17 protein-coding genes are annotated in these 14038 nt (G+C 74.2%); 9 read left to right on the forward strand and 8 right to left on the reverse strand.

Features of this window, described 5'->3' with window-relative positions; all coding sequences use genetic code 11:
• The first annotated feature begins 67 nt into the window (after nt 1-67).
• Nucleotides 68-460 (forward strand): hypothetical protein, encoded by a 393-nt coding sequence (locus ACFYO8_RS26195; RefSeq protein WP_355015161.1) that lies wholly within the window; start codon nt 68-70, stop codon nt 458-460.
• A gap of 26 nt (nt 461-486) precedes the next feature.
• On the opposite strand, the gene ACFYO8_RS26200 is transcribed toward ACFYO8_RS26195, so the two are convergent.
• The gene (locus ACFYO8_RS26200; protein ID WP_354872380.1) at nt 487-1416 is read right to left on the reverse strand and encodes an LLM class F420-dependent oxidoreductase; all 930 of its coding nucleotides are present in this window, start codon (nt 1414-1416) and stop codon (nt 487-489) included.
• Nucleotides 1417-1503: 87 nt separating this feature from the next.
• Between ACFYO8_RS26200 and ACFYO8_RS26205 the strand changes: the two genes are divergently transcribed.
• Complete coding sequence (locus ACFYO8_RS26205) at nt 1504-1812, forward strand: metalloregulator ArsR/SmtB family transcription factor (protein ID WP_354872383.1); 309 nt, start codon at nt 1504-1506, stop codon at nt 1810-1812.
• 3 nt (nt 1813-1815) lie between these two features.
• Entirely contained in the window at nt 1816-2337 is a 522-nt protein-coding gene (locus ACFYO8_RS26210) for an SRPBCC family protein (protein WP_354872386.1), read from the forward strand.
• Nucleotides 2338-2346: 9 nt separating this feature from the next.
• Here the strand turns inward: ACFYO8_RS26210 and ACFYO8_RS26215 are convergent, their stop codons facing one another.
• Nucleotides 2347-2730, reverse strand: coding sequence for a hypothetical protein (locus ACFYO8_RS26215; protein ID WP_354872389.1), 384 nt, complete (start codon nt 2728-2730; stop codon nt 2347-2349).
• Nucleotides 2731-2854: 124 nt separating this feature from the next.
• On the opposite strand from ACFYO8_RS26215, the gene ACFYO8_RS26220 reads away from it, so the two are divergent.
• Together ACFYO8_RS26220 and ACFYO8_RS26225 are read left to right on the forward strand one after the other, a co-directional pair.
• Nucleotides 2855-3811, forward strand: coding sequence for an ATP-binding cassette domain-containing protein (locus ACFYO8_RS26220; RefSeq protein ID WP_355015160.1), 957 nt, complete (start codon nt 2855-2857; stop codon nt 3809-3811).
• On the forward strand, nt 3808-4632 hold the full coding sequence (locus tag ACFYO8_RS26225) for an ABC transporter permease (RefSeq protein WP_354872393.1): 825 nt from the start codon (nt 3808-3810) through the stop codon (nt 4630-4632). Before ACFYO8_RS26220 ends, ACFYO8_RS26225 begins: the two co-directional genes overlap by 4 nt.
• A gap of 35 nt (nt 4633-4667) precedes the next feature.
• Here ACFYO8_RS26225 and ACFYO8_RS26230 read toward each other — a convergent pair whose 3' ends face one another.
• The gene (locus tag ACFYO8_RS26230) at nt 4668-7808 is read right to left on the reverse strand and encodes a BTAD domain-containing putative transcriptional regulator (RefSeq protein WP_387257674.1); all 3141 of its coding nucleotides are present in this window, start codon (nt 7806-7808) and stop codon (nt 4668-4670) included.
• Between the two features lie 47 nt (nt 7809-7855).
• Here ACFYO8_RS26230 and ACFYO8_RS26235 point away from each other — a divergent pair, with 47 nt between their 5' ends.
• A complete protein-coding gene (locus ACFYO8_RS26235) occupies nt 7856-8548 on the forward strand; it encodes a hypothetical protein (RefSeq protein WP_387257676.1) in 693 nt (230 codons plus the stop codon).
• A gap of 23 nt (nt 8549-8571) precedes the next feature.
• Here ACFYO8_RS26235 and ACFYO8_RS26240 read toward each other — a convergent pair whose 3' ends face one another.
• Nucleotides 8572-9342: a GNAT family N-acetyltransferase gene (locus ACFYO8_RS26240; protein ID WP_387257677.1), complete on the reverse strand. Its 771-nt coding sequence runs from the start codon at nt 9340-9342 to the stop codon at nt 8572-8574.
• Between the two features lie 151 nt (nt 9343-9493).
• Between ACFYO8_RS26240 and ACFYO8_RS26245 the strand changes: the two genes are divergently transcribed.
• Nucleotides 9494-9961 (forward strand): SRPBCC family protein, encoded by a 468-nt coding sequence (locus tag ACFYO8_RS26245; RefSeq protein WP_387257678.1) that lies wholly within the window; start codon nt 9494-9496, stop codon nt 9959-9961.
• A gap of 124 nt (nt 9962-10085) precedes the next feature.
• Here the strand turns inward: ACFYO8_RS26245 and ACFYO8_RS26250 are convergent, their stop codons facing one another.
• Nucleotides 10086-10670, reverse strand: coding sequence for a GNAT family N-acetyltransferase (locus ACFYO8_RS26250; RefSeq protein ID WP_355094694.1), 585 nt, complete (start codon nt 10668-10670; stop codon nt 10086-10088).
• Nucleotides 10671-10778: 108 nt separating this feature from the next.
• Here ACFYO8_RS26250 and ACFYO8_RS26255 point away from each other — a divergent pair, with 108 nt between their 5' ends.
• Nucleotides 10779-11213 carry a hypothetical protein gene (locus tag ACFYO8_RS26255; RefSeq protein WP_387257680.1) on the forward strand — a complete coding sequence of 145 codons (435 nt, stop codon included), beginning with the start codon at nt 10779-10781 and terminating at the stop codon, nt 11211-11213.
• Between the two features lie 156 nt (nt 11214-11369).
• Here the strand turns inward: ACFYO8_RS26255 and ACFYO8_RS26260 are convergent, their stop codons facing one another.
• The gene (locus ACFYO8_RS26260; RefSeq protein WP_387257682.1) at nt 11370-11864 is read right to left on the reverse strand and encodes a hypothetical protein; all 495 of its coding nucleotides are present in this window, start codon (nt 11862-11864) and stop codon (nt 11370-11372) included.
• Complete coding sequence (locus ACFYO8_RS26265; RefSeq protein ID WP_030503591.1) at nt 11861-12367, reverse strand: SigE family RNA polymerase sigma factor; 507 nt, start codon at nt 12365-12367, stop codon at nt 11861-11863. The genes ACFYO8_RS26260 and ACFYO8_RS26265 overlap by 4 nt, the downstream gene beginning before the upstream one ends.
• 108 nt (nt 12368-12475) lie before the next feature.
• On the opposite strand from ACFYO8_RS26265, the gene ACFYO8_RS26270 reads away from it, so the two are divergent.
• Entirely contained in the window at nt 12476-13267 is a 792-nt protein-coding gene (locus ACFYO8_RS26270) for an AAC(3) family N-acetyltransferase (RefSeq protein WP_355094690.1), read from the forward strand.
• A 51-nt stretch (nt 13268-13318) separates the two neighbouring features.
• Here ACFYO8_RS26270 and ACFYO8_RS26275 read toward each other — a convergent pair whose 3' ends face one another.
• Nucleotides 13319-13882: a hypothetical protein gene (locus ACFYO8_RS26275; protein WP_387257683.1), complete on the reverse strand. Its 564-nt coding sequence runs from the start codon at nt 13880-13882 to the stop codon at nt 13319-13321.
• Nucleotides 13883-14038: the final 156 nt, after the last annotated feature.

Genomic DNA, 14038 nt, shown 5'->3' on the forward strand with positions numbered 1-14038 from the left:
GCGCTGCATCATGCGCCATCATGCGCCGGCAGGGTTGCCCCGGCCACTCGGCGGGAATCCTGGCGGGATGAGCAGCTACCGCGACCCGAGCCTCCGTGGCGACGTGTACCCGTCGGAGGAGGAGATCGACCCGACCGGCGTGGACCCCGACGCTGCGGAGATGCCGCCTGCCGCTGTGAGGATGACGCCCGCCGCGACCGCGCCGGTGCCGGGGCCCACGCCCGAGCCCGAGCCCGCCCCGGTGCCCCACCCGGGGCCGCCGCCGCGCCAGGCGTCGGGCCGGTCGATCGTGACCCGGCACCTGGACGGTTCCGTCGAGGTGGTGACGGACCTCGACGGCGACGGTGTGGCGGACGTGGTGCAGGTCGACCTGGACGGCGACGGCGTGCCCGACGTGACGTACCTGGACAGCGACCGCGACGGCCGCCTCGACACCGTCCGCCGCGCAACCCCACGCTGACCCACCCTGGCTGCGGGGCGGAAGGGTCAGAGCTGCGGCATCACCTCGGCGGCCACCAACTCCAGGTGGTCCAGGTCGGTCAGGTCGAGCACCTGGAGGTAGACGCGCGAGCTGCCCGCCTCGGCGTACCGGCCGATCGCGTCGACCACCTCGGCGGGCGTGCCGGCGGCGCCGTTGGCGCGCAGCTCGTCGGGGTCACGGCCGATCGCCTCGGCGCGGCGCCTCACCTCGGCCTCGTCGCGGCCACAGCAGAGCACGAGCGCGTTGGACCAGGCCATCGTGGACGGGTCGCGGTCGATCTCGGCGCAGGCGTCGCGTACCCGCTGGAACTGCGCCACGGTGTCCTCGACCGAGGCGAACGGCAGGTTGAACTCGTCGGCGTACCGGGCGGCCAGGCGGGGCGTGCGCTTCGGTCCCATGCCGCCGAGCAGGATCGGCGGGCGGGGGCGCTGCACCGGCTTGGGCAGGGCGGGCGAGTCGCTGACCGGGTAGTACGTGCCGGGGAAGTCGAACGTGGAGCCCGCCGGGGTGGACCAGAGCCCGGTGATGACGGCGAGCTGTTCCTCCAGCCGGTCGAACCGCTCCCCCAGCGGCGGGAACGGGATGCCGTACGCGGCGTGCTCCTCGGCGTACCAGGCGGTGCCGATGCCCAGCTCGACCCGGCCGCCGCTCATCTGGTCGACCTGCGCCACGGTGATCGCCAGCGGACCTGGCAGCCGGAACGTGGCGGCGGTCATCAGCGTGCCGAGCCGGATCCGGGTGGTGTCGCGGGCCAGCCCGGCGAGCGTGGTCCAGGCGTCGGTCGGGCCGGGATCACCGCTCACCGAACCCATCTTCAGGTAGTGGTCGGAGCGGAAGAACGCGGCGAAGCCGGTCTCCTCCGCGCGGCGGGCCACCGCGAGAAGCTGGTCGTAGGTGGCCCCCTGCTGGGGTTCAGTGAAGATCCGCAATTCCATCCCCCGAGCATATGGAGCCCGCCGGGCCCCGGCAGCGCGACCTGTCATTCCTTGCCAGGCATATAACTGGTGAGGCATATTGCGGGGGTGACCGTCGACGCCTTCACCGTGCTGGCCGAGCCCTCCCGGCGCCGCATCCTCGACCGGCTGCGCCGGGCGGAGAGCAGCGTGGGCGAGCTGGTGGACGCGCTGGGCATGAGCCAGCCGGCGGTCTCCAAGCACCTGCGCGTGCTCCGCGACGCCGGCCTGGTCACCTGCCGCACGGCGGCGCAGCGGCGGATCTACCGCGTCGACGTGGCGCCGCTACGAGCAGTGGACGACTGGCTCGGGCCGTACCGGTCGATGTGGAACGCGCACCTCGACGCCCTGGAACGCCATCTCGACAGTCAGGAATGACAGATGGACCGCGACACGTTCCGTCCCGGCCCGCTCGCCCGAGTGGAGCTGGCACCCGAAAACGAACTGGTCTTCGTCCGCGAGCTGCGGCACCCGCCGGAGAAGGTGTGGGCCGCGCTCACCGACCCGGATCAGCTCGCCGGATGGGCGCCGTTCCTGACCGACCGCGACCTGGGCCGTCCCGGCGACGCCGTGCTCAGCACCGTCGACGGCGACCAGAGTTACCCGGCGCCGGCCCGGGTGCTGCGCGCGGACCGGCCGCACCTGCTGGAGTACACCTGGGGCGACGACAGGCTCCGCTGGGAGCTGGCCGCGACCGGCGACGGCACCACGCTCACGCTGCGCCACCGGGTCGGCCGGCCCGACCTCGCCCCGATGACGGCCGCCGGCTGGCACCTCTGCCTCGACGTCGCCGCCCATCTGCTCGACGGCGACCCGGTCGGCCCGATCCGGGGCGCGGAGGCGAAGGACTTCGGCTGGGCGGAACTGCGCGACGCGTACGCCGAGCGCCTGAACCGCGGCTGACGCGGGCCGTCACCCGGTCCGGCGGCGCAACCAACCGGCGGCGCCGCCGACCAGCATCGTCCCGATGGCGGTGCCGATGGCCACCAGCGCCGCACCGACCGCCCACAGGCCGGTGTCGTCGGTCGAGGCGGCGTGCACCGCCCACGGGACGGTGAACGCCACTGTCATCACTGTCGCCACCAGCCAGATGTTCAGCCACCAGCCGCCGACCGCGGCCAGCGCGCCCAGCGTCAGCACCGCGGCGGCGACCTGCCAGACCGCGTACGGCCCACTCATGTCGCCGGTCTGCGGGTCCACGGTCCAGCCTGATTCCCAGCTCAGCCAGGCCGCCCAGGCACCGGCCGTGGCCAGCGCCAGGAACAGACCGCCGAGCAGCGTACGTCTCCTTGTCACGCCTCCGATCCTGCCCGGTCGGCGACCCGGGCGAATGAGCACGCGTACTCGATTCCGGTCCCGCACACGACGGTGTGCGCGGCGTGTGCGCCAGGTGCCAGCGGCCCCGGTCATCGTCGGCGTCATGAGTTACGCATTCGAAGCGGAGGGCCTGGTCAAGCGGTTCGGTACGACGACCGCACTGGCCGGGATCGACCTCGCCGCACGCCGGGGGACCGTGCTGGGGGTGCTGGGGCCCAACGGCGCCGGCAAGACCACAGCGGTACGGATCCTCGCCACACTGTTGCGCCCGGACGGGGGACGCGCCACCGTCGGCGGCCACGACGTGGTCACCGACGCCGCCCGGGTACGCCGGCTGATCGGGCTGACCGGCCAGTACGCCTCGGTCGACGAGGACCTGACCGGCACCCAGAACCTGGTGCTGATCGGCCGGCTGCTCGACCTGGACCGCCGCGAGGCGCGGGCGCGGGCGGCGGAACTGCTCGCCTGGTTCGGCCTGACCGACGCGGCCGGGCGCCCGGCCAAGACGTACTCCGGTGGCATGCGCCGCCGCCTGGACCTGGCCGCGAGCCTGGTCGGCCGGCCGGAGGTGATCTACCTGGACGAGCCGACGACCGGCCTGGACCCGGCCAAGCGGGAGGAGATGTGGGGCGTGGTCCGCTCGCTGGTCGACGACGGGTCGACGGTGCTGCTCACCACGCAGTACCTGGACGAGGCCGACGCGCTCGCCGACGAGATCTCGGTGATCGACCACGGCCGGGTGATCGCGCACGGTACGCCGGCCGAGCTGAAGCGGATCGCCGGCAGTCAGACGATCGTGGTCCGGCCGACCGATCCGGGCCGGATCGGCGCTGTCGCCGAGATCCTGCGCGTCAGCACCGGCGCCGATCCCGAGCTGCCCCGGCCGGGCCTGCTCACCGTGCCGGTGGACAGCGACGCCACGTTCCCCACTGTGGTCCGCCGGCTCGACGAGTCCGGCATCGGGGTGGCGGAGCTGGCGCTGCGGCTGCCCAGCCTCGACGAGGTGTTCTTCACGTTGACCGGCCACGGCGCCGAGGAGTCCACGGAGGTGGCGGCATGACCACGACGACCCGCGCGGCGGCGACGCCGTCCCGGACCGGCCCGTCCCACGTCGCCGGCCGCCCGTTCGGGCTGTTCCGGCACAGCCTCGCGCTGGCCGGCCGCAGCCTGGTCAAGACGGTCCGCACCCCGGAGCAACTGCTCGACGTCACGCTCCAGCCGATCATCTTCGTGCTGATCTTCGTCTACCTGCTCGGCGGCGCGGTCGCCGGCTCGCCGCACGACTACCTCCAGTTCCTGCTTCCCGCGATCATGGTGCAGACCGTGCTGTTCGCATCCATCGCCACCGGCGTCAGCCTCAACACCGACGTCGAGAAGGGCGTGTTCGACAGGTTCCGCAGCCTGCCCATCGCCCGGTCCGCGCCGCTCGTCGGCTCCGTGGTCGGCGACCTGGTCCGGTTCGTGGTCTCCATCGTGGTGCTGCTGGGCTTCGGGTACGCGCTCGGCTTCCGGGTCGGCACCGATCCGCTGTCCGCGCTCGCCGCCTGCCTGCTGACCATCGGGTTCGCGTTCGCGGTCAGTTGGATCGGTGTGCTGCTCGGCGTGGTGATGCGCAGCCCGGGCGCCGTGCAGGGCACCGCGTTCCTGCTGCTGTTCCCGCTGACCTTCGGCACCAACATGATGGTGCCGACGGACACGCTGCCCGGCTGGCTGCAGTGGTGGGTCGGGGTCAACCCGGTGGCCGACGTGATGGAGGCGGCCCGGGGCCTGATGATCGGCGGCCCGGTGGCCGGGCCGGTGACCCGGACGCTGCTCTGGACCGTGGCGATCATCGCGGTGTTCGCGCCGCTCGCCGTGCGCGCCTACCGCCGCCGCGCCTGAGCCGGCCGCGCCGCCCCGGACGGGCGGCGCGACGATCACCGAGCCGGGTCGCCGCCCACGAACGCGAGGGCGTCGGCCCGGCTCAGGCCGTGACCCCGGGCGTACGCGGCGGCGTAGCCGTCCTCGCCCAGCTCGGCGCGCAGCCGCTCGGCGAGCAGCCGCGCATCGGGGTTGGACCGGTCCGGCCGGCCGCGCAGCGAGTCGGAGACGCCGAGCAGTTCGGCGGCCTGCTCGTACCGGCCCTCGGCCACGGCCAGCGCCACCCAGCCGACCGTGATGATCGCGACCACCGGCATGTCCCGGGCGGTGAGGCTGCGCGTGGTCGCCTCGTCGAGGTACCGGCGCGCACCCGGCAGGTCGCCGCGGGCCAGGGCCAGGTGGCCCATCTCGGCCAGCATCAGGCCGCGGAACTGCAGGGCGACCAGCGGCGTCTCGGCCTGGCGGCGCATCGCCTCGGCCAGGCACTCCTCGGCTTCGTCGAACGAGCCGTCGGAGCGGGCGATGCTGCCGAGCATCATCAGCCCGAACGTCCCGTCCCGGCCGTCCCGGTCGGTCACGAACCGGCGCAGTTCGGCCTTGGCGCCGGCCACGTCGCCGGAGCGGGCCCGGATGGCCGCGAGCCAGATCAACTGGAAGCCCGGCTCCGAGGCCGGGTTGAGTTCCCGGGCCAGCCGCACCGACTCCTCCAGAGCCGCGGTCGCCGCGTCGAAGTCGCCGCGTTTGGTGAGCGCGTCGGCATACTCGCTGAGCACGTGCGACAGGCTCATCCGCTCGCCGACCGCGCGCAGCTCCGCGGCGGCGTCGGTCAGGTCGCGCAGCATGCCCTCGGCGTCGCCGTCGTTCTCCTTGAACTTGCCGCGTATCGCCAGCAGCGTGCCGTCGGTCCACGGATCGGGGTGACCGCGCGCCCGGCCGATCGCCGCGATCCCGGCCGCAGTGTCCTGGTCGAAGATCGACAGCATCGGCGCCAGCAGCCCCACGAGCGGGTGTTTGGTCCCCTCCGCCGCCCGCAGGGCCGCGGTCAGCTCGGCCATCTGCTCCGGTGCCGGCCCGTGCTCGCCGCGTGCCAGGCCCGCGCCGATGCGGATGGCGAGCACCACCGCGCGCTCCTCCGCCGGAGCGGGGCCGGGCAGCGCCAGCGCACGGGCCAGCACGTCACCGCCGATGCCGCCGGTGTCGCCCCAGATCACCAGCGGCAACGCGAGCCCCGCGCCGATCCGCAGCGCGGTGTCGGCGTCACCGGCATCGCAGGCGTGGTGCAGCGCGCCGACGATGTTCTCCCGTTCCGCCTCCAGCAGGCGCAGCCATGGCAGTTGACCGGCGGTCCGCAGGTGCGGCTCCGCGGTCCGGACCAGGTCCCGGAAGTACGCCGCGTGGGCGGCCCGCGCCCCGGCCGTCGCCCCGGCGGCGGCGAGCCGTTCCAGCCCGTACTCCCGGATGGTCTCCAGCATCCGGAACCGCCCGTCGCCGACCACCTGGAGCAGCGACTTGTCGACGAGCGCGTCCAGCAGCGCGGCGGCGGCCGGGCCGTCGACGCCGGCCGCCGATTCGGCGGTGACCGACGCCGGGAAGACCGCGAGCCGTTCGGCGAGCCGGCGCTCGTCGTCGGTGAGCAGCCCCCAGCTCCAGTCCACCACCGCCCGGAGCGTGCGGTGCCGGGGCAGCGCGGTGCGGCTGCCGCCGGTCAGCAGCCGGAACCGGTCGTCCAGGCCGGCCGCGACCTGCCGCGGCGACAGCGTCCGCAGCCGCGCCGCGGCGAGTTCGATGGCCAGCGGCAGGCCGTCGAGCCGGCGGCAGATCTCCACCACGTCCGCCACGTTGTCGCCGGTCACCGCGAACCCGGCCCGCACGGCCGCGGCCCGGTCGCGCAGCAACTGCACCGACGGGTACGCGAGCGCGTCGCCCGGCGCCGCGTCCGCCGGTGGCAGCCGCAACGGGGGTACGGGCTCCAGCGCCTCACCGACGATGCCCAGCGGCTCCCGCGAGGTGGCCAGCACGCGCAGTCCCGGGCAGTGCCCGAGCAGTTCCTCGGCGAGCCGGGCGGCGGCCTCGACGACGTGTTCGCAGTTGTCCAGCACGATCAGCGTCTCGTCGGCGGCGATCGTCTCGACCAGGCGGCCGAGCGTGTCGCGGGCCGGCGGGCGTGCCGGTTCCAGCGTCAGGTCCCGCCGGCCGAGCGTGTCGAGCACGGCCCGGGGCACGTCCGCCGGATCGGTGATCGGCGCCAGCTCGACCAGCCAGGCCCCGCCGGGTACGCCGTCGGCGAGCCGGCCCGCCGCCACGCTCGCCAGCCGGGTCTTGCCCGCTCCGCCCGGCCCGAGCAGGGTGACGAGCCGGTTGCCGGCGAGCAGCCCGCTGAGCCGGCGCAGGTCCTCGTCGCGCCCGACGAACGTGGTGAGCGCGGTCCGCAGGTTGCCCCGCCGCGCCGCAGGCTGCTGCGGTGCCGTCTCGCCGCGCAGCAGTTCCAGATGCGCGGCCCGCAACTGCGGCGACGGGTCGACGCCCAGCTCGTCGGCGAGCCGCTGCCGGATCCGCTCGTACGCCGCGAGCGCCTCGGCGGGCCGCCCGGCGGCGGCGAGCGTGCGCAGATGCAGTTCGGCCAGCCGCTCCCGCAGCGGATGCGCGGCGGTCAGCTCCTCCAGCTCGGCGACGATCAGCTCCGGTCGCCCGGTGCGCAGCTCCGCCTCGATCCGGTCCTCCTGCGCGGTGAGCCGCAGCTCCGCCAGCCGCGCCACCGCTGCCCCCGCGTACGGCGCGTCGGTGACCTCGGCCAGCGCCGGCCCGCGCCACAGCGCGAGCGCGTCGCGCAACGTCGTCCGCGCCGTCGCCGCGTCCCCGTCGCGAAGCGCCGCCCTCCCCTGCCGGGTCAGCCGCTCGAACCGCCCGGCGTCCACGTCGTCCGGCGCCAGGTCGAGCCGGTAGCCGGCCGGGCTGCTGCGAACGCCGAGGCCGGGCGCAGCCCGGCGCAGCCGGGACACGAGCGTCTGCACCGCGTTCGCGGTGTCGGTCGGCGGCTCGTCACCCCAGAGCGCCTCGGCCAGCGCGGGCACGCTCACCGGCCGGCCCGGGTCCAGAGCGAGGCGGATCAGCAGCGCCCGCAGCCGCGCCCCGGCGACGTCGACCGGCCGATCGCCGTCGCGGACCTCAAGCGGCCCGAGGATCCCCACCCGCACCATGCCACTGTCTCATCCGCCGTCGAACCGATGGTGGCAAGATCGCGGGCGTGACGAGTGTGTCCCGCCCGCTGCCGCGGCTCGTGCCGGCCGAGGCGTTCGCGGACGTCCCGGCCGACCGCCTCCTGGCGGTGCTGGAGGCGGTCACGATGGTCCTCACGCTCCCCCACCGCGCCGCCGAGCGGGTGGACGCGCTGGTGGTGGCCACCGGCCAGGGCGAGGACTGGCGTCTCACCGACGCGATCCGCTCCTGGGAGACCGGCCCCGCCCTGCGGCACCTGCTGGTGGCGAACACCGACTCGGCCGAGCGGACCTACCGCCCGCTCACACTGGACCGGCTGCGCGGGCTCGGCCTGCGCCGGGTCGACGGGGTCGTGCTCCAGGCCGAGCCGGTCACCGGCACCGGCCGGCAGGCCGCGTGGATCGTGGAGCAGGTGCGGACGCTGGGCATCGGCAGCGTCGCGCTCGTCGTCTCGCCGTACCACCTGGTCCGGGTCTATCTCACAGTGCTGCGGGCCTGCGACGACGCCGGCCTGCGGATCCCGATGGTTCCGCTGCCCGTGGCCGTCGCGCCGGACGCCCCGGTGCCGGAGACCGGCGCGGCCGGGTACGACCTGGTGGCCGGCGAGGTCAGCCGGCTGCTCCGCTATCCCGGCCAGGGTTGGATCGCCACCCCGGAACGGCTACGCGACTATCTACGCTGGCTCTGGTCCGAGCACCACCCTCTGCTCACCGGCGCCTGAACGTTTACCGCCCGGTCGGCGGGCTACGCGTCGGGAATCCGGACCGTGAGCACCCGGGTGAGAGTCCGGAAGCCGGCGGCGTCGTACATGCGGCGGGCCGGGTTGCCGTCGACAACCGACAGGCCGACGGACGGCAGTCCCGCCTCCCGCGCGCCACGCAACGCCTGGACGAGCAGCGCCCGGCCGAACCCGCGACGCTGCGCGCGGGGCGCGACGCCGAGGTTGAGGATCCAGACGCAGTCGTCGTCGGTCCACGGCACCGGTCCGGCGCACAGCACGTGCCCGGCGCTGCGGCCGTCCGGGTCGATCAGCCGGGCCGAGGCGGGCACCAGGGGCGGCACCGGCTCACCGGTGTCGAACATCGCCCGCACCTGTTCGGTGTCGCTGGGCTGCCAACGGCCGTCCGGGTGGTCCGGGCCGTACGCCGCGTCCAGCCCTGCGGCGAGGTCGTCGTCCCAGCCGGGGGCGCCGAGCGACCAGCCGTCCGGCAGCGCCACCGGCTCGGGCACGTCGGTCAGGTCGTGCCGCATGTCAGTGGCGGCCCGTCTCAGCTCCAGCCCGTCGGCCACCAGCGCCGCCGCCAGCGCCTCGTCCGGCGTCTCCAGCCGATGCCCGGCGAGGTCATGCCGTACCTGCGCGACGAGCCGGGTGAGCGGCGCCTCGGGTAGCGGCCGGACGTCGGCCGCGACCCGCGTGCCGCCGTCGTCCCGAAGCCGCATCCGGGCCAGCGGCGCGTCGTCGGCACCGAACAGCAGCGAGTCGTCAGGGGCATCGGGGTGCGGTCGTACCGGCATTCGCGGCAGCGTACCGGGCGCGCCCCGGGCCCGCTTCCCGCCGATCTTGGAGTTGTGGCGCCTGAATCGCCCTCCTCGGTGACATTTGTGAACCGCCACAACTCCAAGATCGACGAGGACCGGCGAGGGGTGCGGGGCCTAGGGTTGGGGGGTGAGCAGGATCGATCGGGGCAGCAGGACGATCGGCGCCACACCGGCGGCCGTCTACGGCGCACTCGTGGACCGGGCGGCCCTGGAGGCGTGGCTGCCGCCGGACGGGATGCGCGGGCGGATCGAGCGGTGGGATCCCCGGCCCGGTGGCGGGTTCCGGATGGTGCTCACCTACCTCGACCCGGCGGGCAGCCCGGGCAAGACGTCGGACGCCACCGACGTGGTGGACGTCGGGTTCGCCGAACTCGTACCGGCGCGCCGGGTGACGCAGACGGCCGTGTTCCAGGCCGACGACCCGGCGTACGCGGGCACCATGACCATGACCTGGCACCTCACCGCGGCCGGCGACGGCACCGAGGTGACAGTCACCGCCACCGGCGTACCGCCGGGCATCGACCAGGCGGCACACCAGGAGGGCATCGCGTCCTCGCTGGCGCACCTGGCCGCGTACCTCGAACCGGGCGGCTGACCTCGGCGGACGCCGGGATTGGCGGCGGCTTTTGCGGGTAGCCGCCGGCGGTGACCGGGCAGCGGGAGGAGCGCGGCGGTGCTGCTCGGCGCGCTCTCCTCGTCCCGGCACACGCTGAGGGCGGTCAGGCGTCCCCGCGGACGCGGGCGTGCAGGTGCATGTCGTGCCGCCCGTCGTCGTGCACCGCCGCGCTGCGCTTGGTGCCCTCCAGCCGGAACCCGGCCTTGACCGCCACCCGGCACGACGCGACGTTGCCGGTCGAGTGGTCCAGCCAGAGCCGGTGCAGCCGGCCGTCGCCGAGCGCCCACGCGCTCACCGCCCGCAACGCGCCGGAGGCCACGCCCGCGCCACGGGCGGCCGGAACCACCCAGTACGCGCACCCGGCCTCGCCGTCGTCGAGGCTGATGCCGCCCAACGCCATGCGGCCCACCACCGCGCCGTCGCGCGTCACCGCCCAGCTCGCGCCCGTCTCCTCCCGCCAGGAACGACGGAGGTGGGCGAACCACTGCAGGACCTGCTCCGGCGACGTGGGCCGGCGGGTCTGCCAGCGGCGGATCTCCGGATCCTGGTACGCGGCCAGGACCGCGGGCGCGTCCCCGTCCTCCCAGGGGCGCAGGATCAGGCCGCCCTCGGCGGGCAACGTCGGCTGCGGGCCGGTGGCCAACGTACCGGCGGGAACGGCGGGCGGTGTGGACACCGGAAAGCGCATGCCCGACTCTCCCCCGCGGACCACCCCGCGTGTCAATCCGGTTCAGATCGTCAGCAGCCCTCCGTAGCGGGTGTCGCGAGGGGCCAGCCGCCCGGCTAGGGTGCGCCGGTGGCAGTGACGGCAGCGGGCGCCTTCCGGCGTACGCCAGGGGAACGGGCCGACCAGCGACTCGCCTGGAATCGCGCGGACCAGCCGTTCTTCGCCGCCGGGGCCTGCCACATCCTGGCCTGGGTGTGCCGGGACACCTATCCGGACCGCCCGATCGGCCTCGCGGGGTTGCGGTTCGCGGGCGAGCGCCAGGTCTTCCACGTGTACGCGACCTGGGCGGACTGGGCGTTCGACCACGCCGGATGGAATCCGGAGGCGGACCTGCTCGCCGCCAACCGGGAGTTCGAGCGGCGCCCACTGGACCGGAACGCGATCACGGTCGACCTCGCCACGTTCTGCCAGGCCCAGCATCACCGCACGCCGCACCAGTACTTCGGTGACCCACTCCCCCGCGCCCGCGACTACGTCAACCGGCATCCCCCGCCGTGGGCGTGACATCGTCCGGGATCCGGTCGGCCCCGGGCCGGCCGGCGCGGCCATCGCGTACCGGATGTGGCCGGCTGCCCGCGGCGCGCGCGGACGGGCTGGGCCCGCCGTCGTCGGGGCGGGCCCAGCCTCGCACCGGCTGGGAGGGACGCCGGTGCGCGTCGATCAGCGCCGGGTCGGGCTCGGCGACGGGAGGACGGCGTCGTCGGGCCGTACCCCCGGATTGCGCGGGTCCCGCGGACCGATCGGAACCGGCGACGGCACGCCCGGCGGAGCCGGAAGCGCGCTGTCCGGCCTGGTCGGGTCCTCCGGGCTGACCGGGACGGGCGACGGCGCGGCCGGATTGCTCGGGTCCTCCGGGCCGACCGGGACCGGCGACGGCACGCCCGGCGGCGGATCGACGGGCTCGCTCCGGCTCGGCTGCGGGACGCTCGTTCCCGGCTGCGGCGAGATCACGGCGTCGTCACCCCGGCCGGCGTACGCGAACGGCGCGCTGATCACGAGCACCGCGAGGACGCCCGCCGCGCCTGCCGCCACCGTGTTGCGTCGACGGCCACGCGCGCGTCGTTCCGCCCTGGTCAATGAGTCCCGCACAGTCGGTGCCTCCTCGGCGATGTCGGTGAGGGTGGAGCGGAGCAGACCTTCGAACGGATCACTCATCGCTGCATCTCCAGAAGCTCGCTGTCCGGCAGGATCTGACGCAGTCGGGTGACCGCGCGGTGGGTCCGGCTGCGCACCGTCCCGACCGAACAGCCCAGCAGTTCGGCGACCTGGGCCTCCGGCAGATCCTCGTAGTAGCGCAGGACCACGACGGTGCGCTGCGCCGGTGGCAGTTGCCACAGCGCCGCTCGCAGCGCCAGCCGGAGGTCCGTACCTCCGGCGGGGTCGGCCACCACCGGCTCGTGCCCGCCGACCGGCGACTCCCGGCGGCGGCGCAACCGTCGCCACCAGCTCACCTGCTCCCGGTACATGACGGCGCGGAGGTAGCCCTCCGGGTCGGCGTGCCGGATGGTCCGCCACTTCGGAATGATCTTCGACAGCGCCGACTGGAACAGGTCCTCGGCGCTGCTGCGGTCACCGGTGAGCAGGTAGGCGACCCGTATCAGCGCCGGCGCCCGGCTCGCCACGAACTCGGCCAGCACTGCCCGCTCGTCCTCTTCCACCGCACCACCCTCGTCTCCTCGTTCACCAGTGACAGACGCGCGGAGACGCCGCCGCTATCCCGAAATTGGCGAGCATCCTGCTCGAGGGTTCCGCCTACACTGCGTCGCGTGGACCAGGCCGCACCGCACACCGTCAGCTCGCTCGCGTACGACCTGCGCGCGCTCGGCGTCACCTCCGGTGACGTCCTGCTGCTGCACTCGTCGTACCGGAGTCTCGGGTTCGTCGCCGGAGGCACCGAGGCGGTGGTGCTGGCGCTGCTGGAGGCGCTCGGTCCGGAGGGCACGCTCGTCGTGCCGACGCACACGCCGGACAACACGGATCCGGCCGGGTGGCGGCATCCGCCCGTACCGGAGGCGTGGTGGCCCGTCATCCGCGAGCAGACGCCCGGCTTCGACCCGGCGCGCACGCCGAGCCGGTGGATGGGCGCCGTCGCCGAGACGGTACGCACCTGGCCGGGCGCCCGCCGCAGCAATCATCCGCAGGTGTCCTTCGCCGCGCTCGGCGCGCACGCCGCCGACGTCGTGGACGGACACCGCCTCGACGACGCGCTGGGCGAGCACTCACCGCTGGGCGCGGTCTACCGGCTCGACGGCAAGGTGCTGCTGCTCGGCTGCGAACACAGCTCCAACACGTCGCTGCACCTGGCGGAATGGCGGCAGGCGTCGCCGCCGCGGGCGGTGACGGGCTCGGCGGTACGGCTGCCGGACGGATCGAGCCGGTGGACCACGTGGACCGACGTCGTCACCGACGAGGACGACTTCGACCGGCTGGGCGCCGACTTCGAGGCCACCGGCGGCGCGACGGTCGGCCGCATCGGAAGCGCGACCGCCCGCCTGATGTCCCAACGCGCGCTGGTCGATTTCGCGACCGCCTGGATGGCCGCGAACCGCACGGGCTGATCGCCGGCTCCGTCCGCTGCCTGGCATCACAGGACGGACGGAGCGCTCAACTCACGAGTGGCGGCGTTGTTCGTTCTCCTCGCCCGGGGGACGCTGCCGGATCGGCTCGGTCGTGTGACCTTCGGACGGCGGTGGCATCAGGAGAGCGGTCGGGTCCGCACCCGACGGGACAGCGGGTCCACTCAACGCCGCGTTCCCGTCGGGATAGGCGGCGCCGCTGTGCTCCCGCAAGTGCTCGCGAAGCTGGGAGATCATGGCGTCCACCGACGACGGCTCGGTCACACCCTGGATGACCATCGCCTCGTTGGGCGCGATCCCCAGCCAGAGGTCGACAGCCACCCGGCCGGAGACGAGCAGTTTGATGATCTGGCGCTGCGTGTAGTGCCCGAACTGTGCACCCATGTTCGGCCCGTTGCCGATGGCTCCTGTGAAGACCCCACCGCTGTTGCCGTCGGAGCCGGGTTTCCACTGCTCGTTGAACACGCTCACCCGGTCCGCGGACGTCTCCATCCCGTCCACGTTGCCGAGCGCGTACTCCTTCGTGGAGTCGCGGATCGTGGCCCCGGTGGCGATGTCGAGCACGCACTCGTACACCGGCAGGCGCCAGTTCGACATGTAGACAATCATGATTTTGTACGCGGAGTAGCGAAGCTTGCCGTCCCGCCCCCTGTTCCAGTGAGCCATTTTCATCGTGGGTAGCGGGCCTCCTCGGCGGCTTGGAGGACGAGGATGGCCTGCACGATCGGGGTGGCACGGCGGGGGCAGCAGCGG

The organism is Micromonospora sp. NPDC005257 (assembly GCF_042872445.1).
GTDB lineage: Bacteria > Actinomycetota > Actinomycetes > Mycobacteriales > Micromonosporaceae > Micromonospora.